The organism is Prochlorococcus marinus str. MIT 0912 (assembly GCF_027359595.1).
Lineage (GTDB): Bacteria > Cyanobacteriota > Cyanobacteriia > PCC-6307 > Cyanobiaceae > Prochlorococcus_B > Prochlorococcus_B marinus_C.
This window is the reverse complement of the sequence record NZ_CP114783.1, coordinates 283,810-305,575: the sequence shown is the minus strand read 5'-3', so window position 1 is coordinate 305,575 and position 21,766 is coordinate 283,810. Positions and strand designations below refer to the sequence as shown.

Sequence of the window (21,766 nt, the reverse complement as noted above, 5' to 3'; positions counted from 1 at the left end):
AACAATATTTTCTAATAATTCTCCATAGAAATTTCATTTAGACGTTGATATAATGCAATCTCAGAATCACTTAAATTATCCGGTAACACAATAATTATTTCAACAATTTGATCACCACGATATTCTTCATATTCCAATCCACGTCCTCTAAGTCTTAACAATCTCCCTGTTGATGAATTCGGAGGCACTTGTAATGTTACCGATCCATTAAGAGTTGGAATATCTACAGCACATCCTAATAAAGCATCATGTGGAAATAATTCAAGACGATACAAAACTCTTAAGCCGTCAATTCTTAAGCCATCATCCGTTTGAACTTTTAATTGAACAAAATGATCTCGACAACCAATTGCTGCACCTTCTATTCGTAATCTCCATCCATCACCAGCAAAAGGCGGAGTTAAAACTTCTACAAGAGTGCCATTTTGCAATTGAATTTCAACTGAAGAACCATAAAGAGCTTGATCTGGTGAGATCTCGACAATAGATTCTTGATCTTCATAAATTAAAGTTGGTGGTGGTGATGGTTCACTTGTTGTAGGAATATATTCATTATAATTAGATCGATCATAGTTTTCATATTCGTCTTCAGATCGTTCTGAAAACTTATCATCAACTTCATCAACTTCATCAACTTCATCAACTTCATTATTTAAATTCGTTCTTATACCTAATACAACTTCTAAATATTCCTCATAGCTAGGAAATCTATTTTCAAAGATATCTTTATTTATATAATTTTGTTTTTCCCATTCTCCTCTTTTTTTTGGATCGCTAAGAATCGCGTAGGCTTCATTGATTAACTTAAATCTTTCCTCAGCATTTACATCATTTTTATTTAAGTCAGGATGCCACTTTCTAGCTTCTCTCCTAAAAGCAGATTTAAGTTCATCAGAATCACATTCTGGAGAGACTCCTAAGAGAGACCAATAATTAGGATCAACGGTAGTAGTCATTATCCCAAGGATCTATATCCCTTCTCCCATAATTATTATCGACATTTCTATTTTGCCCTCTTTGTGAATAGTCCCAAGGATCATCATCCCAGTAATCGTCAGAGAACAATTCGTCCTTTAAAGATCCAAAAGTATTTTTCAAACCTTGAATGGGATTAGAATCTGTTTTTCTCTCTGCTGACAAGCGACGATTCAAACCAAATAATGCCTCCTGGAGAGATGCAACAGCATATTCAAGTTCTTGCAAATCATTATCTTGAAGCATATCTTCAACGTCTCTCATCGCTACTTCCACAGACCTTTGTTGTCTTTCCGCGCCATAGGGACCTAACTCGAGCGAAGCATCTCTTAGTCTCCTCTCGGCTTGTGCAACAAGTGTTAAAGCATTATTTTTCTGATCGATAGAAGCACGTTTTTTTCTATCTTCAGATGCTTTTATTTTGGATTCCTCAATCAATTTATTAACTTCATTTTGATTCAAGTTTGAACCTCCAGTAACACTTACAGACTGTTTTCTTCCAGTGGTTCTGTCAGTTGCACTGACTTCTAATAAACCATTTGCATCAATATCAAAAGCTACCTGGACTTGAGGAACTCCTCTTGGGGCAGGAGGAATACCAGATAATCTAAATTTACCCAATGATTTGTTGTCTGAAGCCATCTGTCTCTCCCCTTGCCATATATGTATTTCTACAGATGATTGATTCGAAGATGATGTACTAAACACGTCTGATTGTCTAACTGGTATTGAGGTGTTTCGAGGAATTAGAACTTTCATTAAACCCCCAACAGTTTCAAGTCCAAGTGAAAGAGGTGTGACATCATTTAACAAAAGATCTCTCAACTCTCCAGATAAAATCCCTCCTTGAATTGCAGCACCAATAGCTACCACCTCATCAGGGTTAACAGATTGACAAGGGGGATTTGGAACTAATGTTTTAACTAATTGTTTTATCATTGGCATACGTGTACTACCTCCTACAAGAACTACTTCATCAATTTCCTCAGGATTCCAACCTGAATCATCAATAACTGTATTAACAGGATCAAATAATCTATCTAAAAGATCATTGCAAAGACTCTCATACATTTTTCTAGTAAGAGTCGTCTCTATATGTAATGGACCATCTTTGCCTGTAGAAATAAAAGGAAGTGATATTGGAGTGGATTGAACACCAGAAAGTTCTTGTTTAGCTTTCTCAGCCGCTTCAGTTAATCTTTGTAAAGATTGCCTATCTCTTCTTAAGTCTATTTTATTTTTTTCTAAAAAATCTTCAGCGAGCCAATCAACAATTCTTTGATCAAAATCATTACCGCCCAATTGTGTGTCACCAGAAGTTGCTTTGACATCAAAAACGCCATTGGAAATAGACATTAAAGAAACGTCAAATGTTCCACCACCTAAATCAAAAACCAATACTTTTCGAGAAGAACTTTTATCAAAACCATAAGCAAGTGCTGCAGAGGTAGGTTCATTCAAAATCCTTTCAACATTTATACCAGCCAAAATGGCAGCATCACGAGTCGCTTGTCTTTGTGAATCGTTGAAATAAGCTGGAACTGTGATTACAGCGGAATCAACATTTTCACCCAAATAGGTTTCGGCATCATCTATTAACTTCCTAATAATATTTCCAATCAATTCTTCGGGGGCATATTCTCTTTTTGTTACTGGAGAGGTTATCCGAACATTGCCCTGATCATTTGAGCGAACGCTATAAGGAACTGAGAGGCTTGTCTCTTCAAGCTCATCCCATGCTCGACCAACAAATCTTTTTAGATTTGAAAAAGTATTTTTTGGATTAAGAACTAATTGTCTTCTTGCTAACTGGCCCACCAACAATTCAGATTCCTTTGTAAAGCCAACGACTGATGGAGTAGTTCTAGCTCCTTCAGCACTAGAAATAACAACTGGCCTACCAGCCTCCAAAACCGCTACAACGGAATTAGTCGTTCCCAAGTCAATGCCAACTATTCTCCCCATGGCAATACTTAATTAATCCCTACAGTAACTAGCATTTAAGGGTATTCAATACTTATTATGTACCCTTCAACACTTAAAGCCAATCATTAACACTATCTTAGTGAAAAATTTGAGATTGGATATAGATTCATAAAGTAAATGCTTTTGAGTGTGGACAAAGCTAGTAGATCTAAATTTTCATTGAGGACAAGAGCAACTTCAGAGAAGTTGGTAGATGTTGGGTTTAAAAATATTGTTGTTGCCATGGCTTCAATGGTAGCCGTAGTGCTTTTTTCCATATTTGCAGTCGTTTACTATGAATCTACTGAATCAATTTCAAGATATGGACTGAGGTTTCTTTTTAGCTCTGCATGGAATCCAGTTACAGATGAGTACGGTGCATTCACAGCTATTTATGGGACCATTTTTACATCGATTGCTTCATTATTAATTGCCATTCCATTGGGCGTCGGCACTGCAATATTTATAACTGAAAATATAATACCCGAATATATAAGAAATGTAATTGGAATAATGGTTGAACTTTTAGCTGCTATTCCATCAGTAGTTTTAGGACTATGGGCAGTATTTATTATGGAACCTTTTATTAGACCATTTTTGAAGATAATCTACGAACTATTTGGATTTATCCCATTTTTCAGCACCGAACCTTTGGGCGCTGGAATGATGCCAGCAATATTAATACTTGTGATAATGATACTACCTATAATCACATCGATTTCAAAAGATTCTCTAAAACAAGTTCCATCTAAACTTAGGCAAGCTGCCTATGGAATTGGAGCGTCAAGATGGACGACTATTTTTAAAGTAATTATTCCAGCCGCAATTTCTGGGATAACAGGAGGAGTTTTACTTGCTCTAGGAAGAGCTATGGGTGAGACAATGGCAGTTACTATGATTATTGGCAATTCAAATAACTTTAGTTGGTCAATATTTGCTCCTTCTTATACAATTTCATCAATGCTTGCCAATCAATTTGGTGAAGCAGATGGCAGCCAAGTCTCTTCTCTAATGTATGCAGCATTAATCCTAATGATATTGACCTTATTGGTTAATGTATTTGCCCAGTGGATTGTAAAGAAATTAAGCTTAAAATATCAATAAATGAATTACACTTCACAAAAATCTCTAACTTATAATCCCTCACTAACTAGAAATATTGGGAACAAAGCCTTAACTATTATTTCTGCTCTTTTTGCCATCATTTCTGTACTTCCTTTAATATTAGTCATAAGCTATGTATTAATAAAAGGTGGAAGTTATATAAACTTAGATACCTTAATTCTTGAACCTGAGCCACCAGGAGACGATCTTCTCTCAGCGGGAGGTATTGGACCAGCAATAACTGGAACTTTTATAATGGCAGTTATTGCTTCAATAATATCAATACCTGTTGGAGTAGGAGGTGGAATATATCTTGCTGAATATTCAAAATCAGGAAAGTTTGCAAAATTTATAAGGTTTGGATCAAATGTACTTGCAGGGGTTCCTTCTATAATTGCTGGTGTATTTATATATGCAATTATTGTTTCTACCAAAATATTATTTGGATCAATGTTCAGCGGTATTGCAGGCGGAATATCACTTTCAATTTTAATGCTTCCAACAATAATTAAAACTACTGATGAAGCACTTAAATTAGTACCAAATGACATGAGAAGAGCTGCATTTGGAGTTGGTGCCTCAAAATTCACAATGATAACAAATATCACATTACCAGCTGCATTTAGTTCAATTTCTACAGGCGTATTATTAGCACTCGCTAGGGCAGCAGGAGAAACAGCTCCATTAATATTTACAGCTCTTTTCTCACGTTACTACATTACAAGTTTTGATGATCTTTTCTATGAAATGGGTTCATTATCAGTGTTAATCTACAATTTCGCTCTTGAACCATATGAAGCTCAAAACCAACTAGCATGGGCAGCATCATTCATATTAGTTGTTGTACTTTTAAGTCTTAATATCCTATCAAGATGGATAGGCACACTTGGTTCTTTTTCAAAAAATAAAGTATAATTATGAGCAAAACTAACAATAAAATAAACTAATGAATAAAAAAAATATAAAACCTACATCTTCAGTCTCACTAGATAATGTATCAATTACATATGGCAATTCAGTTGCAGTTAAAAATGTCTTTTGTGATATTGAAAAGAATAAAGTTACATCTTTTATTGGTCCATCAGGATGCGGAAAATCAACCGTTATCAGAGCAATCAACCGAATGAACGATTTAATTGAAGATTGTAAATTATCAGGAAGTGTTATTTTTGAAGGTATAGATATATATGCAGAGGATATAGATCCAGTTGAAGTACGAAGGAGAATTGGAATGGTATTTCAACAGCCCAATCCATTCCCTAAAAGTATTTACGAAAATATTGCCTTTGGTGCGAGAGTAAATGGGTATAAAGGTAATATGGATCAATTAGTAGAAGAATCTCTTACAAAGGCCGCTGTGTGGGATGAATGCAAGGATAAATTAAACGAAAGTGGCTATTCATTATCAGGCGGACAACAACAAAGATTATGCATAGCAAGAACAATTGCTATAGAACCTGATGTGATTTTAATGGATGAGCCATGTTCAGCACTTGATCCATTATCTACATTAAAAATTGAAGAGACAATTCATGAATTAAAGAAGAATTTTACAATCATTATTGTTACGCACAATATGCAACAAGCTAATAGAGTCAGTGATTACACAGCTTTTTTCAACACAGAGAAAAAAGAAAAAAATTTAGGTGGAAAAATAGGATTTTTAGTTGAGTTTGATAAAACAAAAAACATGTTCAATTCACCAAAGCAAAAATCAACTCAAGACTATATCTCTGGGAAATTTGGATAACCTCTAAACCTTTATCATTCAAAAGAAACCTTAAGGGACGGAGAGAGAGGGATTCGAACCCTCGATAAGGTTGCCCCTATACAGCATTTCCAGTGCTGCGCCTTCAACCACTCGGCCACCTCTCCTTAAATCCAGCAATGAAATCCTTTTTCAATTGCTAGATTTAAATATATACCACAAGAGAGCTCTTGTTAATATTTTAAATGTCGGATTTATTTATTAATTCTTTTTATGAAAAACATGGTACTAGTATTCATTAATTTATTAACGAGAATAAATTGATTTACAGATAATTATAATCTTCTAATTATAGACGATTAATATAAATAAAAAAAAGTTATGATTATACCTTCATGTAAAACCGCAGCCTTTAATTCAGGGCTATCAAAACATGAAATTAATAAATTATTGGATATTGCAAAGCATGCCGCAGAAATAGGCGGAGCATCGCTAATGAATAATTATGGAAGAATTAAAACAATAAAATGCAAGGGAACTGCTGGTGATCTTGTTACTAATGCAGATATAGAATGTGAAAAAATAATAATCGATTATTTAGAAAAAGAGACTCCTAACATTTCTATTCTTGCTGAAGAAAGTGGACATAAGTTAAAAAATGGAGAATTAAAATGGTGTATTGACCCTCTTGATGGAACAACAAACTATGCCCATGGATATCCATTTTTTGCAACTTCTATAGGTTTAATTTGGAATAGCAATCCAATTTTAGGAGCAATATCAGTTCCTTCTTTAAATGAAATTTATTATGCCTCTCCAGAGCATGGATCATTTTGTAATGGCGAGAAAATAAATGTCACAGAAACAAATTCATTATCTGATTCACTCTTAGTTACTGGCTTCGCGTATGACAGACGAGAAGTATTAGATAATAATTATTCAGAATTTTGTTGGCTAACACATCGCACCCATGGCGTCAGAAGAGGAGGTGCCGCCGCGGTAGATTTAGCATTTGTGGCCTCAGGCAAAGTCGATGGTTTTTGGGAACGCGGACTTGCAAAATGGGATATGGCAGCAGGAGTACCACTAGTTGAAATGGCAGGTGGAATAGTTTCAAATTATCCTTCAGGAGATTTTGAACTGAATACCGGCAGAATCCTTGCTTGTAATCAAGAGATCCAAAATGAGCTCATTAAAGAACTTAAGAAAATTAGACCATTAAGTCCTAACTCTTATGGTGGAAAATAGTCCTAATTTATGTGATCCTTAAGTAATAAAAAGATTCAAATAATGACATTGCAACCTGCCTCGGGTGCGCGCGACTTAAATCCTCAGCAAGTAAGAAAGAACCATCACATTGGATCAAAACTTTCATCTTTATATCAACTATGGGGTTATGAGCGAATATCACCACCACATATTGAACGTCTAGATACACTTATGGCAGCTGGTGGTATTTCAAACAATGAAATACTAAAAATCGTCTCTGATGAACCTCTTGGATTAAGACCTGAAATAACAGCGTCAATTGTTCGCGCTGCTTCAACTAGATTTAATGAATATGAAAGGCCACTTCGTTTTTGGTCGACAGGTACTTCATTTAAATGCAATGAAAGCATTGATGGTGGTATTGATATCGAGGAGTCATTCCAAAGCGGAGTGGAATTAATAGGAACTAAAGCTATTAATGCAGAAATTGAACTTCTATCTTTACTGATTGAATCATTAAAAACAATTGAAATTGATCAGGAATATACAATGACATTGCTTATTGGTAATACCTATCTATTGGAACTTATTTTAAGCTCATTTGATTCAACCAGAATAGACCAAATAAAAAATATCCTCTGCGATCTTGATTACATAGCATTGAGTGAAATAGATGTAAATGATGAACAAAGGATGTTTATAAAAAAGATCATGAATATGAGAGGAAAACCAGAAAATATTTTAACCGATCTTAAAAATATCTATGGATCCAATTCTTACATTGAAAACCTAAAGGAATTGTTTACTATTATTGAACCATTAGCTAAAGAGAAGGGGATAGAAGTACAACTAGACCCTACATTAGGGACTAAATATAAATTATATAGTGGTTTAACCTTTTCACTTGTTTCTTCATCCCCAAGCGCTCCTGTTATCATTGCTAAAGGCGGTAGATATGATGATTTAGTAAAGAAATTTAGTTCTAGCGATCATAATTGCTTTGGAATTGGATTTAGTATTAGCATTGATAAAATCAGGGAATTAACCTCCTCAATCGATGAAGTGAAAAGTAATAATGAAAAAGTCTTAATCGCATACAAAAAAAGTGCAAGTTTATATAAAGCATTAAAGCAACAAAAGGAATGGCACAACAAGGGAATTATTTCTGTAATTTCACATGAACCTCTAAAGACAAATGATGCAACAAATCAACTTTTAAAATCCAATAGATGCACAAAAATTGAATGGATAGATTGATATAATTCAACTATATCTTTTTAATAATTGTCAGGGATCGAAAACTAATGAGCTGTAATCAATAATACTTTTGGTTTTAACGCCTAAATAGAAATTAGTATCGCTATGATAATAAAAATTTTATAAGTCATGCCTGTTAAAGAAGAAGGAACTATTCTTATTCACACAGAAAATATATTTCCAATAATAAAAAAAGCAGTCTACTCAGATCATGAAATTTTCATTAGAGAGCTTATAAGTAATTCCGTAGATGCAATCAAGAAAAGGAAAATGGCCGCCTTTGCTGGAGATTGTGTCTCAGCTGAAGATGAAAAAATTAAAATCTCAATTGACAGAGATAAAAAGTCATTGACTATTAGTGACAATGGAATAGGAATGACAAGTGAAGAAATTAAGAAATATATTAATCAAGTAGCATTCTCAAGTGCAGAAGAATTTCTTGAAAAATATAAACAGCCGGATGATGGATTTATAGGTCATTTTGGACTTGGTTTTTATTCAAGTTTTATGGTCGCAGAAGAAGTTGAAATAATAACTAAATCAGCAAGGAATGATTCACAAGCTATTAAATGGAAATGTAATGGTTCACCTCAATATTCACTTGATGAATCAGATAAAGAAGAAATAGGTACTGATATAATATTACATTTAATGGAAGAAGAAATTGAATACATTGAACCAAGCAGGATTAAAACATTAATAAAAAAATATTGTGATTTCATGCCTATTGAAATCTCGCTTGAAGAAGAAGTTATCAACAAAATGAATCCACCATGGAGAGAAAGCAAACAAAATCTTAAAGACGAAGATTATATTGAACTATATAAATATCTATACCCATTTCAAGGCGATCCGCTTTTATGGGTTCACTTAAACACTGACTATCCATATAATTTGCAAGGGATATTATACTTTCCAAAAATAAGTGGAAGAGCCGATTGGGAAAGTGGTGAAATCAAACTATTCTGTAATCAGGTATTTGTTAGCGACTCAATTAAAGAAATTGTTCCTAGATACTTGTTACCTTTGAGGGGAGTAATAGATTCACCAGATATTCCCTTAAATGTCAGCAGAAGCGCATTACAATCAGACAGAAGAGTTAAATCTATAGGTAACTTTATTGCAAAGAAGTTAGCCGATAAGCTTAAGACATTAAAGAAAGATGAAACCCAATTTTATGCAGATATTTGGGACTCGATATCACCCTTTATAAAGATAGGTGCAATGGAAGATGAGAAATTTGCCGAGCAAGTAAAAGAGATAATTTTATATTCAACAACAAAAAACACTTCAGCAGATAATGAAGATACTAATGAACTAATCAAATCTGGATCAAAGACTTTTACCACCCTTGATAGTTATAAGAATAGGCTGACTGATGAGAAGAAAAAGGTTTTATATTCAACGGATGAAGTCTCTCAATCAACAGCGCTCAATATGTGGACTTCGCAAGGCAAAGAAGTTTTAAAACTTGATACTGTTATTGACACCCAATTTATTCCTTGGTTAGAAGAAAAAAATAAAGAAATAAATTTTGTCAGAGTTGACTCAGAACTAGATGAAAGTATTAAAGATGATTCGCCTGAAATAGCAGATAAAGATGGAAATACAAAGTCAGAAACACTTAAAAAGATGATTAGTTCAGCTCTAAACAATGAGAAAGTGACCGTGCAAGTGCAGAGCCTTAAAGGTGAAAATTCTCCGCCTTCATTAATTTTATTACCAGAACAAATGAGAAGAATTAATGATATAACAGCATTAATGGAACAGAAACTTCCTGGTCTACCTGAATATCATAATTTAATCATCAACTCAAACCATCCACTTATTCAAGGATTACTAAAGTTAAATTCCAACCCAATAGTTGTTGAAGGATCTAGCAAATCAGAGGAAGGTCAATTAGCCAGTGACATCTCTATCCATGTTTATGAGATGGCAAAACTGTCAATTGGAGGTCTCGAGAATAAAGATATCGCAGCATTTCAAGCTAGGAATGCTGAGGTCCTAGGGAAATTAATGCAAAAATTCGTTTAATCTCAACCTCATTTGATAGAATAAATAAACGATTAAGTTTGAAAAATGTCTAGGGTTTGCCAACTTACAGGTACACGAGCTAACAACGGAATGTCAGTCAGCCATTCCCATATTAGAACCAAAAAATTGCAGCAAGCAAATTTGCAGCAGCGAAGATTATGGTGGGAAGAAGAAAACAAATGGATCAATATAAGAGTAACGACAAGAGCACTAAAAACTATTCAGAAGAAGGGATTAGGAAAGTATGCCAAATCTTTAGGGGTAGATTTGAACAAACTTTAAATTTGATGTGTTAATCAAGTGAAAAGACAAAAATTTATAAAATCTTTTATTTTATTTTCTAGTATTTTATTTGTTAAACCTTCAAGATTATTTGCAAGTTTAAATTCCGTTAGGCTTGGTAAAAAAGCACCTGATTTTTTATTAAATGGTTTCAACAAAAGCAAGCCGAATCAAAAGGAATGGTCACTAGATGATTTTTCAGGAAAATGGTTAATTTTATATTTTTATCCTAAGGACTTCTCAAGTGGTTGTACATTACAAGCCAAAGCATTTCAAGATAATCTTTCTAAGTTTAAAAAACTTAATTCCTTCATAGTTGGAATCTCCGCTGACAATGAAGAAGAACATGAATCATTTTGTACATCCGCAAAACTTGGATACACCCTACTTTCAGATACAACAGGAGAAATAAGTAAATCATATGATTCGTGGTTAGATCCCTATTCAAAAAGAAATACATTTATAATAAATCCAAAGGGTATAGTTGTATATAAATGGATAGGAGTAAGACCCGTAGGACATGCTCAAGAAGTTTTAGAAGAGCTAATTAAACAAAAGAAAATATATGCATGAACTTTCCTTAGGAACATGGTTTATCCACATTGCAACTCTATTCGAGTGGGGGATTGCAATAATAATAATTGATTATATTTCATCAATATCCAATAACAAGGCTTTGGGTTATTTTGCTTTAGCAATGTTGCCAAATCTAGCTAGTGCTATGGCCGCAATCACTTGGCATATATTTGACAACAGTATTGAGTTAAAAGGATTAGTTGTCCTACAGGCAGCTCTTACAACTGTAGGAAATATATGTCTTGCACTTGCTGCTTGGAACTTGTTTAGATCTGAGTCTTCTCAACCAAACCAATGAATATTTCAATTCTTAGTCTTGAGTCATTTGCACGAATTGACCCTAGTCCATTTTTCGTCCTTTCTCTTATTCCTTATTTAGTCTTTCTACGTTACGCAGGCAAAACAAGAGCGATACCAAAAATATCATTTATAGGTTTTAAATTAACTCTGTTATTTGTATTCATGACAATAGTTTTTGCAATACTCGCACAAATTTATTTTGGGGATGAATTAACAAATGTAGATGTACTGCACGGACTAGCAGAATCGTTTTTAACGATTAGCGATGCATTTGTTGTTTACGGTTTTATTTTGATGCTGCAGTCAATCAAAAATAAAACGGAAGTAAAAAACTCTTAAGAGGTGAGTAACATTTGACTCAAAAGCATTCTTTATGGTTGATAATGAATTTATTCAATAGGGATAAAAGATGCTCACAACATTATTAGCAGCAGCTGATCCAGTGACTTTTCAGTGGTCTCCAAAATGTGCCGTTGTGATGATCATTTGCAATTTACTTGCTTATGCAATAGCAAGATCAAATATTGAAAAGCCAAACGAAGGGTTTCCAATTCCTAATTCGCAATTTTTTGGTGGTCTAAGTCATGGTTCTGTTGTAGCTGCAAACTGCTTAGGTCATGTATTGGGAATAGGATCAATATTGGGACTTGCAGCCAGAGGCGTTTTATAAAATAAATTTCTAAATTAAATAAAAAAAGAAGGAATATTTATATAAATATTCCTTCTTTTTTTGTAGATACTCTTAATTAAAATTAAATTTATTTTTAATTTGATCAGCCATCATTTCTGGAGTCAAGCCAAGGGATTCTTTGCTTTGCTGAGGAGTCGCATGATCTACTAGTTTATCTGGTATTCCAATTCTTAATGTAGGCACAAAAATATCATTGTCATTAAATGATTCAATGACTGCTGATCCAAAACCTCCTAATAATGTTCCTTCTTCCATTGTTACTACTTTACCAATTCTTTTTGCAGCATTATGAATAGATTCTTCATCTAATGGTCTTATAAAGCGAGCGTTAATAACAGTGCTATTCACCCCAGATTCTTTAAGTATTGCCGCTGTTTTAATCGCAGGGCAAACCATAGATCCATAGCCAATTATTAATAAATTATCTCCCTCTTCTATTATCTCAGCCTTACCAATTTCTAGAGAATCCCATCCTTCCTCCATTAAGGCGGCTCCTTCACCTGACCCTCTAGGAATTCTTAGGGCTGACGGACCATTGTGGTTAATACATGTTACTAGCATTTGCTGTAATTCAGACTCATCTTTTGGAGCCATAACAGTAAAATTGGGAACACATCTCAAATAGCTAATGTCATATTGCCCCTGATGGGTTGGGCCGTCGGCGCCAACAATTCCAGCTCTATCTAATACAAAAGTTACAGGTAAATTCTGTATACCAATATCATGGATTAACTGATCATAAGCTCGTTGCAAGAAAGTACTGTAAATGGCCACAACTGGTTTGATGCCTTCGCAAGCCATACCACCTGCGAGAGTTACAGCATGTTGTTCAGCAATACCAACATCTACATATTGATCTGGAATAGCCTTCTGTAAAAGATTTAAAGCAGTACCTTCTGCCATAGCCGCAGTAATACCAACAATCTTGCTGTCTTGCTCACAAAGCTTAACTAAAGTTTGACCAAAAACCTTACTAAAGCTTGGAGGTTTTGGAGTTTTAGAAGGAATAGATTTACCCGTCGTCAAATCAAAAGAAGACTGAGCATGGTATCCAACCTGATCAGCCTCAGCATATGGATAACCTTTTCCCTTAGTAGTAGCAACATGAACCATTACAGGTCCACCAACCTTATGCGCAGCATTAAATGTCCTAGTCAATTCAGAAATATCATGACCATCTACAGGCCCCATATAAGTAAAACCCAATTCCTCAAAAACAGCACCAACACTAGGAACAGCTAAACGTCTAACGCTACCAGTGAGAGATTTAAATTCCTCTTGAATAGCATCTCCCATGAAAGGGAGATTTCTAACACTTTCTTGAACACTGTCAGATATGAATTGAACAGGGGGGCTATGACGCATTCGATTTAAATAAGTCGATAATGCTCCAACAGGAGGTGAAATCGACATATCATTATCATTTAAAACAACCAAAAGAGGAGTTTTTGGAAGATGTCCTGCATGATTAATAGCCTCTAAAGCCATTCCACCAGTTAGTGCACCATCTCCAATTACTGCAACACATTTATAATCCTCCCCTTTTCGGTCTCTAGCGATAGCCATACCTAGAGCAGCAGAAATTGAAGTACTCGCATGACCAGCTCCAAAATGATCAAATTTACTTTCTGATCTTTTTAGGTAACCAGCAACGCCTTTTTGCTGTCTAAGTGAATCAAATTGGTTGTATCTACCAGTTAGCAACTTGTGTGGATAAGCTTGATGCCCAACATCCCAAATAACTTTATCAACATCTAAATCCAAAGTCTGATAGAGAGCAATTGTTAACTCAACAACACCAAGACCTGGACCTAAGTGCCCACCACTAGTAGAAACTACTTGAAGATGCCTTTCTCTAATTTGGCAAGCAACATCTTCCAATTCACTAATGGCTAAGCCATGAAGCTCATTCGGATGACTTAACTGGCTCAGACGCATACAACTCTGAGATTTAATCCCTCCAATCTACGAGGTCTACCCTACATTTTGATAAAACTTGCACAAGAACAAATGGAATGTAGAAAATGCACAAAGCAAAAATCGTTGAAAAACTAGATATGGAGGACTATCTCCAGAAAATACTAAGAGCTCGTGTTTATGACGTTGCTGAAGAAACCCCACTAGAAAGGGCAAAAAACTTAAGTAAAAAATTCAAAAATGACATCTGGTTTAAGAGAGAAGACCTTCAACCAGTGTTTTCATTTAAGTTGAGAGGTGCATTTAACCGCATGTCTCAGCTAACCAAGGAAGAGCTTAATAAAGGAGTAATTGCATCAAGCGCTGGAAATCATGCACAGGGAGTTGCTTTAAGTGCATCATTTCTTAAATGCAGGGCAGTGATTGTGATGCCTCTTACAACTCCCGTAATGAAAGTAAGAGCCGTTGAATCACACAAAGCAGAAGTCATTCTTTTCGGAGAAACTTATGATGAATGCTACGAAAAAGCACTAGAAATATCTAAAAAAGAAAATCTAACTTTCATCCATCCATTTGATGATCCTGAAGTCATTGCTGGACAAGGGACAATAGGTCTAGAGATTCTTAGACAGAGTCATACACCACCTGACGCTATTTACATCGCTGTAGGAGGAGGAGGACTTATTGCTGGAGTCAGTGCATACGTAAAAGCAATATGGCCAAATACAAAGATTATTGGTGTTGAACCTGAAGATGCCTGCGCAATGACACTTTCAATAAAAAACAACAAGCCAGTTGAGCTTGAGAGTGTTGGCCTTTTTGCAGACGGTGTTGCAGTAAGAAAGGTTGGTGAAAAGACCTTTTCAATTTGTAAAAAAAATGTTGATGAAATGGTTACAGTAAATACTGACGAAATCTGTGCAGCTATAAAAGATGTTTTCGAAGACACACGCTCAATTCTTGAACCAGCAGGTGCATTATCTATTGCTGGTTTAAAGAAACATGTTGTTAATAATCAGTTAAAAAATAACAACCTAGTAGCAATTGCTTGTGGTGCAAATATGAATTTTGAACGACTAAGATTTGTAGCAGAAAGGGCTGAATTAGGAGAAGAAAAAGAAGCAATGATTGCAGTGGGAATTCCAGAAAAAGCAGGTAGTTTAAAACTTTTATGTGAAACACTTGGATCAAGAAGTTTAACTGAATTTAGTTACAGAATGTCAGAAGGTAAAACTGCTCAGATATTTATGGGTGTAGAAGTTTCGAATATTGATGATAGGGAATTATTAATCTCTGAGATCAAAAGGAAAGGTTTTGATTGTCATGATTTGAGTAATGATGAATTATCAAAAGTTCACCTCAGGCATATGGTTGGGGGAAGGCTCCCAAGGTCGATAAATGAATTATCAAAAGGAGAATTCAGTGAATTACTTTACAGGTTTGAATTTCCTGAAAGGCCAGGGGCCTTAATGAGGTTTGTTAACTCTATGAGACCAGAGTGGACAATAAGTATTTTCCATTATCGAAACCATGGTGCTGATACTGGAAGAATAGTAATAGGAGTGCTCGTAAAGGATTCTGATATTCAGAATTGGAATGAATTTGTAAAAAAAATAGGTTATAAAAGTTGGGAAGAAACCGATAATCCATCATATAAATTATTTTTAGGTGCAGAGTTTAATTAGACGCGTTAATTTTGGATATCAAGAAAAAGGATTTCTAATTTCAAAGTTATGAGTGAAAGCATACAAATTTCATTACCAGCGAAGATTGAGGCAATCCTTTATCTCAAAGGAAGACCTACATCATCAAAAGAGATGGCTGAATTACTGAATAAAGATATTGTTGAAATAGAAAAAGCACTCTGGGAACTTAAGGCTGGATATGCTCAGCGTGACACTTCTCTAGAAATAAACGAAAACAAAAATTTTTACAGCTTAGAGTTAAGGCAAGGATTAGGTGAATTGGTTCAGGATCTCCTTCCAGCAGATTTATCTATTGCTACACTAAGAACATTGGCAACTGTTGCACTTAAGAAAAAAATACTCCAATCAGAATTGGTTGATATCAGAGGATCTGGTGCATACGATCACATTAAAGAACTTGTAAATAAAAACTTCGTTGAAAGAAGGCGGCAAAAGGATGGACGTTCTTTCTGGTTAACTCTCTCAGAAAAATTTCATCAAACATTTTCCGTATTACCTGAACCAGATCAAGCAGAAGACAAAAAGGCGGCTTAATATAGTAGAAAAATGAAAGGCTAATGGGTTACGAAATTATTCCAACAATTCTGCTTGTGCTTTTAAAAACACTTGGAATTTACTCAACAATATTAATCATTAGGGTTCTGCTGACCTGGTTCCCAAATCTTGATATGAGTAATCCAATTCTTTTAAATTTATGTGCCATCACTGATCCTTACTTAAATTTTTTCAGAGGAATTATACCTCCATTAGGAGGCTTAGATTTATCCCCCATCTTAGCTTTTGTAGTTATCAGAGTTATTCAAGGAATTCTTGGAAATGCAGCCGCATTAGCGATGGGAGGATTTCAAATATATGGATAATTGAAGATCAACGATTATCGCCACTGCCCTGTATTTTTCCTCGAGATTTTCGGCTTTTGAGCTTTAGTAAGTTTGCATTAGCGACATCTTCTAATTCATATCCCAGTTCGCTAGAAAGTTGTGATATGTACCAAAGGACATCACCTAGTTCAAATTTAATTTGATCCTTACTATCTTTATCAAATACACCCTTTTTATCTCTTAGAATTTTCTTTACTTTATCAGCAACCTCACCTGCTTCACCAACAAGCCCTAAAGTTGGATAAATAGCATTGCTTCCAACATCAGGATAAAGAGCTGTCTTACGAGATTCTCTTTGATAATCATTTAATTCCATGTTTATTTTCTAAAAAAAGCAAAGTTGACAAATAAAACACAATCAGATGTTAGTTTTTTGTTATCACAAGTCACATAAATGACAATACTAGACCTGGCTAGAAGGACCAAAATCGTAGCCACAATAGGACCCGCTACTGAAAGTGCGAGTCAAATAACTAAGTTAGTAGAAGCTGGTGCAACTACTTTCCGTCTAAATTTTAGTCATGGAGACCATGATGAACATGCTCAAAGAATAAAAACAATTAGACAAGTTTCAGATGATTTAGGCATTCACATAGGAATACTTCAAGATCTTCAAGGACCTAAAATTAGACTTGGTAGATTTAAGAACGGTCCTGTAAATGTTAAAAATGGAGATAAATTTATTCTTACATCAAAAAATATTGACTGTAATAAGGATCAGGCAAATGTCACTTATGACAAATTAGCTGAAGAGGTAAATGTTGGAAATCGTATTCTCCTGGACGACGGAAGGGTAGAAATGAAAGTCGAAGAAGTAGATCTAAAAGAACAAAGATTAATTTGTTCAATTACTGTAGGGGGAGTTCTTTCTAATAACAAAGGGGTAAATTTCCCTGATGTTCAACTATCTATTAGGGCATTAACAGATAAAGATAAAGAAGATCTCGCATTTGGATTAAAACAAGGCGTTGATTGGGTAGCACTAAGTTTTGTAAGAAATCCTTCAGACTTAATAGAGATAAAAGATTTAATTAGGAATCATGGTTTTGATACCCCGGTAGTGGCAAAGATCGAAAAATTTGAAGCGATAGATCAAATTGATGCTGTTTTAAAACTATGTGATGGCGTAATGGTTGCTAGAGGTGACTTGGGTGTGGAGATGCCAGCAGAAGAAGTTCCATTATTACAAAAACAACTGATCAAAAAGGCAAACAGCCTAGGCATACCGATTATCACTGCGACGCAAATGCTTGATTCAATGGCCTCAAGTCCGAGGCCTACAAGAGCAGAAGTAAGTGATGTAGCGAATGCAATACTTGATGGAACGGATGCTGTAATGCTTTCAAATGAAACTGCTGTAGGCGATTATCCGATTGAGGCTGTAGCTACAATGGCTACTATTGCTAAAAGAATTGAAAGAGATTATCCACAAAAAGCATTGGAAAGTCATCTTCCAAGTACTATTCCAAATGCGATAAGCGCAGCAGTAAGCAGTATTGCAAGACAAATAAACGCAGCAGCTATTATACCCTTAACAAAAAGTGGTGCTACAGCAAAAAACGTAAGTAAATTTAGACCAGCCACTCCAGTACTAGCAGTAACTAATGAAAAGAGTGTTGCGAGCACACTTCAACTTGTTTGGGGAGTCACCCCACTTCTAATAGAAAATCAAACAACCACATCAAAAACATTCGATGATGCTATGGCTATGGCAAAAAAGATGAATATTCTAAAGCGAGGAGATCTCGTAGTTGAAACAGCAGGAACATTATCAGGAGTAAGTGGATCAACAGACTTAGTAAAAGTAGGGATAGTTAGTTCGGATGAAGATAATGAATCTTTATTTATTTAAAAGATATGAAAAGAAAACTCCCGCTTACTGAAACATCGGGAATGGCATTAAAAAATCTTAAATCTAATAAGTTTAGAAGCCTATTAACCATGCTTGGAATAGTCATTGGTAATGCTTCTGTCATAACACTTGTAGGTGTGGGGAGAGGAGCCCAAAATCTGGCGGAAAATCAGTTAAGTAATCTAGGAGCAAATGTTTTATTTGTTGTTCCTGGAAATAATGACACAAGAAGAAGAGGAGTAGCTTTTCCAAAAAATCTAGTTCTTAAAGATGCAAAAGCGATAGAAGAACAAGTTCCTACGGTTAAGAGAGTTGCCCCACAAATTTCATCAAATGAAGTCATACAAACTGGTTCTAAAAGTACAAGTAGCTCTATATCAGGAGTTACAAGCGATTTCTTAATTGTAAGAAGCTTTGAAATTGCTAAAGGTCGTTTCATCAATGAACAAGATACGAAAGGAGCCAAAAACGTTGTAGTTATTGGACCTGATCTTGAAGAGAAGCTATTCAATGAAAGACAAGGTTTGGGAGAGAGGATAAGAATAAAAGACCAGTCTTTTGAAATTGTGGGGGTAATGAAGCCCAAAGGTGCTGTATTTGGTAGCAACCAAGATGAGAATGCATACATTCCTTTATCCACTATGGTCAGTAGAATTACTGGTAAAGATCCAACATATGGAATAAGTCTTAGTTTTATAAGTGTTGAAGCTATAAATGAAAAATCAACAAAAGCTGCAAAATTCCAAATAACAAACTTATTGAGACAAAGACATAAAATAATTAGAGATGATGACTTTGCCGTTAGATCTCAAAAGGATGCTTTGCAAATAGTTTCAACGATTACGGGAGGTTTAACATTGATGCTGGCTGCAATAGGGGGTATATCATTGTTAGTTGGTGGAATAGGGATTATGAATATTATGTTAGTATCTGTAAGCGAAAGAACAGAAGAAATAGGGCTTAGGAAAGCACTTGGAGCAAGAAGACTTGATATTTCGACTCAATTTTTAATCGAATCATTAATACTTTCTACACTTGGTGGTATCGCTGGAACTGGCTTAGGACTTACAACTGTAAAGATTGTTGCATTATTAACACCATTACCTGCTGCTATTGGTTATGGAACTGTATTAATTACAGTAATGATTTCGGGTACAATAGGTTTAACATTTGGAGTATTACCAGCAAAAAGAGCCGCCAAATTAGATCCTATTACTGCACTAAGAAGTTTATAAATTTCATAATTTAACTAATAACATTAGCTTATAAATTTTACTTATTTCAACTTTTTTTTTTAAATAATTCCCAAAAAACTAAAGAGCTATCCAACAGAAAGGGGCATTACACCATTAGAATCATGTGAAATTTCAAAGATTTATGGATAAGAAATGGAAAATTATAGCTCTATGGGTGCTCCCTATAACAATAGTGATTCTTATTACATGGCAAATTCTTGGCTCATCAACCAACACTCAAGTTACTAATTCAAACATCTCAAATACATCAAGGAATGCACCAGTAGCAAAGATCAGTTATGGAAGATTTCTTGATTATGTAAAAGCAGGAAGAGTAACCTCTGTTGATATCTACGAAGGCGGTAGAAATGCAATCGTCGAATCAGTTGATCCTGAAATTGATAACAGAGTTCAACGGTTAAGAGTTGATCTGCCAGGATTAGCACCCGAACTAGTTTCCTCACTAAAAGAAGAGGGAATTAGTTTTGACATTCATCCACCTAGAACCGCTCCAGCTGGTTTAGGAATTCTGGGCAATCTACTTTTCCCACTAATTCTTATTGGGGGATTGATTCTCCTTTCAAGAAGATCAAATTCAATGCCAGGTGGTCCAGGCCAAGCAATGCAATTTGGTAAAACAAAGGCAAGATTTGCTATGGAAGCTGAAACTGGTGTCAAATTTGATGATGTTGCAGGTGTAAATGAAGCCAAACAAGATTTAGAAGAGGTAGTTACTTTCCTTAAACAACCCGAGAGGTTTACATCTGTTGGAGCTCAAATTCCTAGAGGTGTTTTACTAGTGGGTCCACCCGGAACTGGTAAAACGCTATTAGCTAAAGCAATTGCTGGAGAAGCAGGTGTACCTTTTTTCTCTCTTTCAGGCTCAGAATTTGTTGAAATGTTTGTTGGTGTAGGTGCAAGTCGTGTTAGAGATTTGTTTAAAAGAGCCAAAGAAAATAGTCCCTGCCTAATTTTTATAGATGAAATCGATGCAGTTGGAAGACAGAGAGGTGCTGGTATTGGGGGAGGAAATGATGAAAGAGAACAAACACTCAATCAACTTCTGACTGAAATGGATGGATTTGAAGGGAATAGTGGAATTATCATCATTGCAGCTACTAATAGACCAGATGTACTCGACTCAGCATTGATGAGGCCAGGTAGGTTTGATAGACAAGTAACTGTAGATGCACCTGACATTACTGGACGATTATCTATCCTTAAAGTTCACTCCAGAAATAAAAAATTAGAAAAGGATTTAACATTAGAAAGTATTGCCAGAAGAACCCCTGGTTTTACAGGAGCAGACCTTGCCAATTTACTTAATGAAGCAGCTATTCTTACAGCCAGAAGAAGAAAAGATCATATAGGTCTTTCAGAAATAGATGATGCAGTTGATCGCATCATTGCAGGAATGGAAGGCCAACCATTAGTTGATGGAAGAAGTAAACGACTAATTGCTTATCACGAAGTTGGTCATGCCTTAATTGGTTCGCTAGTAAAAGATCATGACCCAGTCCAAAAAGTTACTGTCATTCCTAGAGGTCAAGCAAAAGGGTTGACTTGGTTCTCTCCAGATGATGATCAGGCTTTAATAAGTAGGGCTCAATTGAAAGCACGAATTATGGGCGCATTAGGTGGAAGAGCTGCAGAAGATATCATTTTTGGAAGAGAAGAAGTAACAACTGGTGCAGGGGGTGATGTGCAGCAGGTAGCATCTATGGCTCGTCAAATGGTTACTAGATTTGGAATGAGCAGCCTTGGTCCAGTTTCATTAGAAGGAGATAGTCAGGAAGTTTTTGTTGGAAGAAGTCTTATGAATACCTCCGACATATCAGATGAAATTTCAAAACAAATTGATGAACAGGTTAGAAAAATAGTTAAGCAATGCTATAAAGAAACACTTGAATTAGTAGCAAAGAATAGATCAGCTATGGATAAATTAGTCGAGATTTTAATCGAAAAGGAAACTATGGATGGAGATGAATTCTGCAAAATATTATCTGAATTCACAATGGTTCCTGAGAAAGATAGATTTATACCTGTCCTACAAGATCCTAAATAAAAATTTAAT

The 21,766-nt window shown here is 35.2% G+C and carries 20 protein-coding genes, 1 tRNA gene and 1 pseudogene; 17 read left to right on the top strand and 5 right to left on the bottom strand.

What is annotated here, in order from left to right; genetic code table 11:
* Window positions 1–11: 11 nt before the first annotated feature.
* Both O5640_RS01625 and dnaK read right to left on the bottom strand, forming a co-directional pair.
* Window positions 12–956: a DnaJ domain-containing protein gene (locus O5640_RS01625; protein ID WP_269612848.1), complete on the bottom strand. Its 945-nt coding sequence runs from the start codon at window positions 954–956 to the stop codon at window positions 12–14.
* Complete coding sequence (dnaK, locus tag O5640_RS01620; protein ID WP_269612846.1) at window positions 940–2,940, bottom strand: molecular chaperone DnaK; 2,001 nt, start codon at window positions 2,938–2,940, stop codon at window positions 940–942. Before dnaK ends, O5640_RS01625 begins: the two co-directional genes overlap by 17 nt.
* Before the next feature lie 138 nt (window positions 2,941–3,078).
* Here dnaK and pstC point away from each other — a divergent pair, with 138 nt between their 5' ends.
* The 3 genes from pstC to pstB are packed head-to-tail and all read left to right on the top strand — an operon-like array spanning window position 3,079 to window position 5,794.
* On the top strand, window positions 3,079–4,044 hold the full coding sequence (gene pstC, locus O5640_RS01615) for a phosphate ABC transporter permease subunit PstC (RefSeq protein WP_269612845.1): 966 nt from the start codon (window positions 3,079–3,081) through the stop codon (window positions 4,042–4,044).
* Window positions 4,045–4,959, top strand: coding sequence for a phosphate ABC transporter permease PstA (pstA, locus tag O5640_RS01610; RefSeq protein ID WP_269612844.1), 915 nt, complete (start codon window positions 4,045–4,047; stop codon window positions 4,957–4,959).
* 31 nt (window positions 4,960–4,990) lie between these two features.
* Window positions 4,991–5,794, top strand: a complete 804-nt coding sequence (gene pstB, locus O5640_RS01605) for a phosphate ABC transporter ATP-binding protein PstB (RefSeq protein WP_269612843.1) — start codon at window positions 4,991–4,993, stop codon at window positions 5,792–5,794.
* Window positions 5,795–5,832: 38 nt separating this feature from the next.
* On the opposite strand, the gene O5640_RS01600 is transcribed toward pstB, so the two are convergent.
* A tRNA-Ser gene (locus tag O5640_RS01600) sits at window positions 5,833–5,919 on the bottom strand.
* A 214-nt stretch (window positions 5,920–6,133) separates the two neighbouring features.
* On the opposite strand from O5640_RS01600, the gene O5640_RS01595 reads away from it, so the two are divergent.
* From O5640_RS01595 to psaK, 8 genes are all read left to right on the top strand, one after another.
* Complete coding sequence (locus O5640_RS01595; RefSeq protein WP_269612842.1) at window positions 6,134–7,000, top strand: inositol monophosphatase family protein; 867 nt, start codon at window positions 6,134–6,136, stop codon at window positions 6,998–7,000.
* A 42-nt stretch (window positions 7,001–7,042) separates the two neighbouring features.
* Complete coding sequence (locus tag O5640_RS01590; protein ID WP_269612841.1) at window positions 7,043–8,218, top strand: ATP phosphoribosyltransferase regulatory subunit; 1,176 nt, start codon at window positions 7,043–7,045, stop codon at window positions 8,216–8,218.
* A 129-nt stretch (window positions 8,219–8,347) separates the two neighbouring features.
* Complete coding sequence (gene htpG / locus O5640_RS01585) at window positions 8,348–10,252, top strand: molecular chaperone HtpG (protein WP_269612840.1); 1,905 nt, start codon at window positions 8,348–8,350, stop codon at window positions 10,250–10,252.
* 45 nt (window positions 10,253–10,297) lie between these two features.
* Window positions 10,298–10,534 (top strand): 50S ribosomal protein L28, encoded by a 237-nt coding sequence (gene rpmB, locus O5640_RS01580; protein ID WP_011293839.1) that lies wholly within the window; start codon window positions 10,298–10,300, stop codon window positions 10,532–10,534.
* A gap of 18 nt (window positions 10,535–10,552) precedes the next feature.
* Window positions 10,553–11,107: a peroxiredoxin gene (locus O5640_RS01575; protein WP_269612839.1), complete on the top strand. Its 555-nt coding sequence runs from the start codon at window positions 10,553–10,555 to the stop codon at window positions 11,105–11,107.
* A complete protein-coding gene (locus O5640_RS01570; protein ID WP_269612838.1) occupies window positions 11,100–11,408 on the top strand; it encodes a DUF2499 domain-containing protein in 309 nt (102 codons plus the stop codon). Before O5640_RS01575 ends, O5640_RS01570 begins: the two co-directional genes overlap by 8 nt.
* Complete coding sequence (locus O5640_RS01565) at window positions 11,405–11,749, top strand: DUF3593 domain-containing protein (RefSeq protein WP_269612836.1); 345 nt, start codon at window positions 11,405–11,407, stop codon at window positions 11,747–11,749. Before O5640_RS01570 ends, O5640_RS01565 begins: the two co-directional genes overlap by 4 nt.
* Window positions 11,750–11,819: 70 nt before the next feature.
* Window positions 11,820–12,080, top strand: a complete 261-nt coding sequence (gene psaK, locus O5640_RS01560) for a photosystem I reaction center subunit PsaK (RefSeq protein WP_269612834.1) — start codon at window positions 11,820–11,822, stop codon at window positions 12,078–12,080.
* 72 nt (window positions 12,081–12,152) lie between these two features.
* On the opposite strand, the gene dxs is transcribed toward psaK, so the two are convergent.
* On the bottom strand, window positions 12,153–14,039 hold the full coding sequence (gene dxs, locus O5640_RS01555; RefSeq protein ID WP_269612832.1) for a 1-deoxy-D-xylulose-5-phosphate synthase: 1,887 nt from the start codon (window positions 14,037–14,039) through the stop codon (window positions 12,153–12,155).
* Window positions 14,040–14,158: 119 nt separating this feature from the next.
* Here dxs and ilvA point away from each other — a divergent pair, with 119 nt between their 5' ends.
* Genes ilvA through O5640_RS01540 form a run of 3 tightly spaced genes read left to right on the top strand, consistent with a single transcriptional unit; the run spans window position 14,159 to window position 16,584 of the window.
* Window positions 14,159–15,703, top strand: coding sequence for a threonine ammonia-lyase, biosynthetic (gene ilvA / locus O5640_RS01550; RefSeq protein WP_269613775.1), 1,545 nt, complete (start codon window positions 14,159–14,161; stop codon window positions 15,701–15,703).
* Between the two features lie 48 nt (window positions 15,704–15,751).
* Window positions 15,752–16,258, top strand: a complete 507-nt coding sequence (scpB, locus tag O5640_RS01545; RefSeq protein WP_269612831.1) for an SMC-Scp complex subunit ScpB — start codon at window positions 15,752–15,754, stop codon at window positions 16,256–16,258.
* 23 nt (window positions 16,259–16,281) lie between these two features.
* Window positions 16,282–16,584 carry a YggT family protein gene (locus tag O5640_RS01540; protein ID WP_269612830.1) on the top strand — a complete coding sequence of 101 codons (303 nt, stop codon included), beginning with the start codon at window positions 16,282–16,284 and terminating at the stop codon, window positions 16,582–16,584.
* 7 nt (window positions 16,585–16,591) lie between these two features.
* Here the strand turns inward: O5640_RS01540 and O5640_RS01535 are convergent, their stop codons facing one another.
* On the bottom strand, window positions 16,592–16,921 hold the full coding sequence (locus O5640_RS01535; protein WP_269612829.1) for a nucleoside triphosphate pyrophosphohydrolase family protein: 330 nt from the start codon (window positions 16,919–16,921) through the stop codon (window positions 16,592–16,594).
* A 78-nt stretch (window positions 16,922–16,999) separates the two neighbouring features.
* On the opposite strand from O5640_RS01535, the pseudogene pyk reads away from it, so the two are divergent.
* The 3 genes and pseudogenes from pyk to ftsH form a co-directional block, all read left to right on the top strand.
* Window positions 17,000–18,427, top strand: a pseudogene (pyk, locus tag O5640_RS01530) (pyruvate kinase); the annotation flags it as partial.
* 35 nt (window positions 18,428–18,462) lie between these two features.
* A complete protein-coding gene (locus O5640_RS01525) occupies window positions 18,463–19,692 on the top strand; it encodes an ABC transporter permease (protein WP_269612827.1) in 1,230 nt (409 codons plus the stop codon).
* Window positions 19,693–19,834: 142 nt separating this feature from the next.
* A complete protein-coding gene (gene ftsH / locus O5640_RS01520; RefSeq protein ID WP_269612826.1) occupies window positions 19,835–21,757 on the top strand; it encodes an ATP-dependent zinc metalloprotease FtsH in 1,923 nt (640 codons plus the stop codon).
* Window positions 21,758–21,766 lie beyond the last annotated feature (9 nt).

Coding starts and splice junctions, on each gene's coding strand:
- ftsH (WP_269612826.1), top strand. CDS start 19,835: ATGGATAAGAAATGGAAAATTATAGCTCTATGGGTGCTCCCTATAACA.
- dnaK (WP_269612846.1), bottom strand. CDS start 2,940: ATGGGGAGAATAGTTGGCATTGACTTGGGAACGACTAATTCCGTTGTA.
- scpB (WP_269612831.1), top strand. CDS start 15,752: ATGAGTGAAAGCATACAAATTTCATTACCAGCGAAGATTGAGGCAATC.
- O5640_RS01535 (WP_269612829.1), bottom strand. CDS start 16,921: ATGGAATTAAATGATTATCAAAGAGAATCTCGTAAGACAGCTCTTTAT.
- htpG (WP_269612840.1), top strand. CDS start 8,348: ATGCCTGTTAAAGAAGAAGGAACTATTCTTATTCACACAGAAAATATA.
- pstC (WP_269612845.1), top strand. CDS start 3,079: ATGCTTTTGAGTGTGGACAAAGCTAGTAGATCTAAATTTTCATTGAGG.
- psaK (WP_269612834.1), top strand. CDS start 11,820: ATGCTCACAACATTATTAGCAGCAGCTGATCCAGTGACTTTTCAGTGG.
- O5640_RS01565 (WP_269612836.1), top strand. CDS start 11,405: ATGAATATTTCAATTCTTAGTCTTGAGTCATTTGCACGAATTGACCCT.
- O5640_RS01540 (WP_269612830.1), top strand. CDS start 16,282: ATGGGTTACGAAATTATTCCAACAATTCTGCTTGTGCTTTTAAAAACA.
- pstB (WP_269612843.1), top strand. CDS start 4,991: ATGAATAAAAAAAATATAAAACCTACATCTTCAGTCTCACTAGATAAT.
- O5640_RS01590 (WP_269612841.1), top strand. CDS start 7,043: ATGACATTGCAACCTGCCTCGGGTGCGCGCGACTTAAATCCTCAGCAA.
- pstA (WP_269612844.1), top strand. CDS start 4,045: ATGAATTACACTTCACAAAAATCTCTAACTTATAATCCCTCACTAACT.
- dxs (WP_269612832.1), bottom strand. CDS start 14,039: ATGCGTCTGAGCCAGTTAAGTCATCCGAATGAGCTTCATGGCTTAGCC.
- O5640_RS01625 (WP_269612848.1), bottom strand. CDS start 956: ATGACTACTACCGTTGATCCTAATTATTGGTCTCTCTTAGGAGTCTCT.
- O5640_RS01570 (WP_269612838.1), top strand. CDS start 11,100: ATGCATGAACTTTCCTTAGGAACATGGTTTATCCACATTGCAACTCTA.
- O5640_RS01525 (WP_269612827.1), top strand. CDS start 18,463: ATGAAAAGAAAACTCCCGCTTACTGAAACATCGGGAATGGCATTAAAA.
- ilvA (WP_269613775.1), top strand. CDS start 14,159: ATGGAGGACTATCTCCAGAAAATACTAAGAGCTCGTGTTTATGACGTT.
- rpmB (WP_011293839.1), top strand. CDS start 10,298: ATGTCTAGGGTTTGCCAACTTACAGGTACACGAGCTAACAACGGAATG.
- O5640_RS01595 (WP_269612842.1), top strand. CDS start 6,134: ATGATTATACCTTCATGTAAAACCGCAGCCTTTAATTCAGGGCTATCA.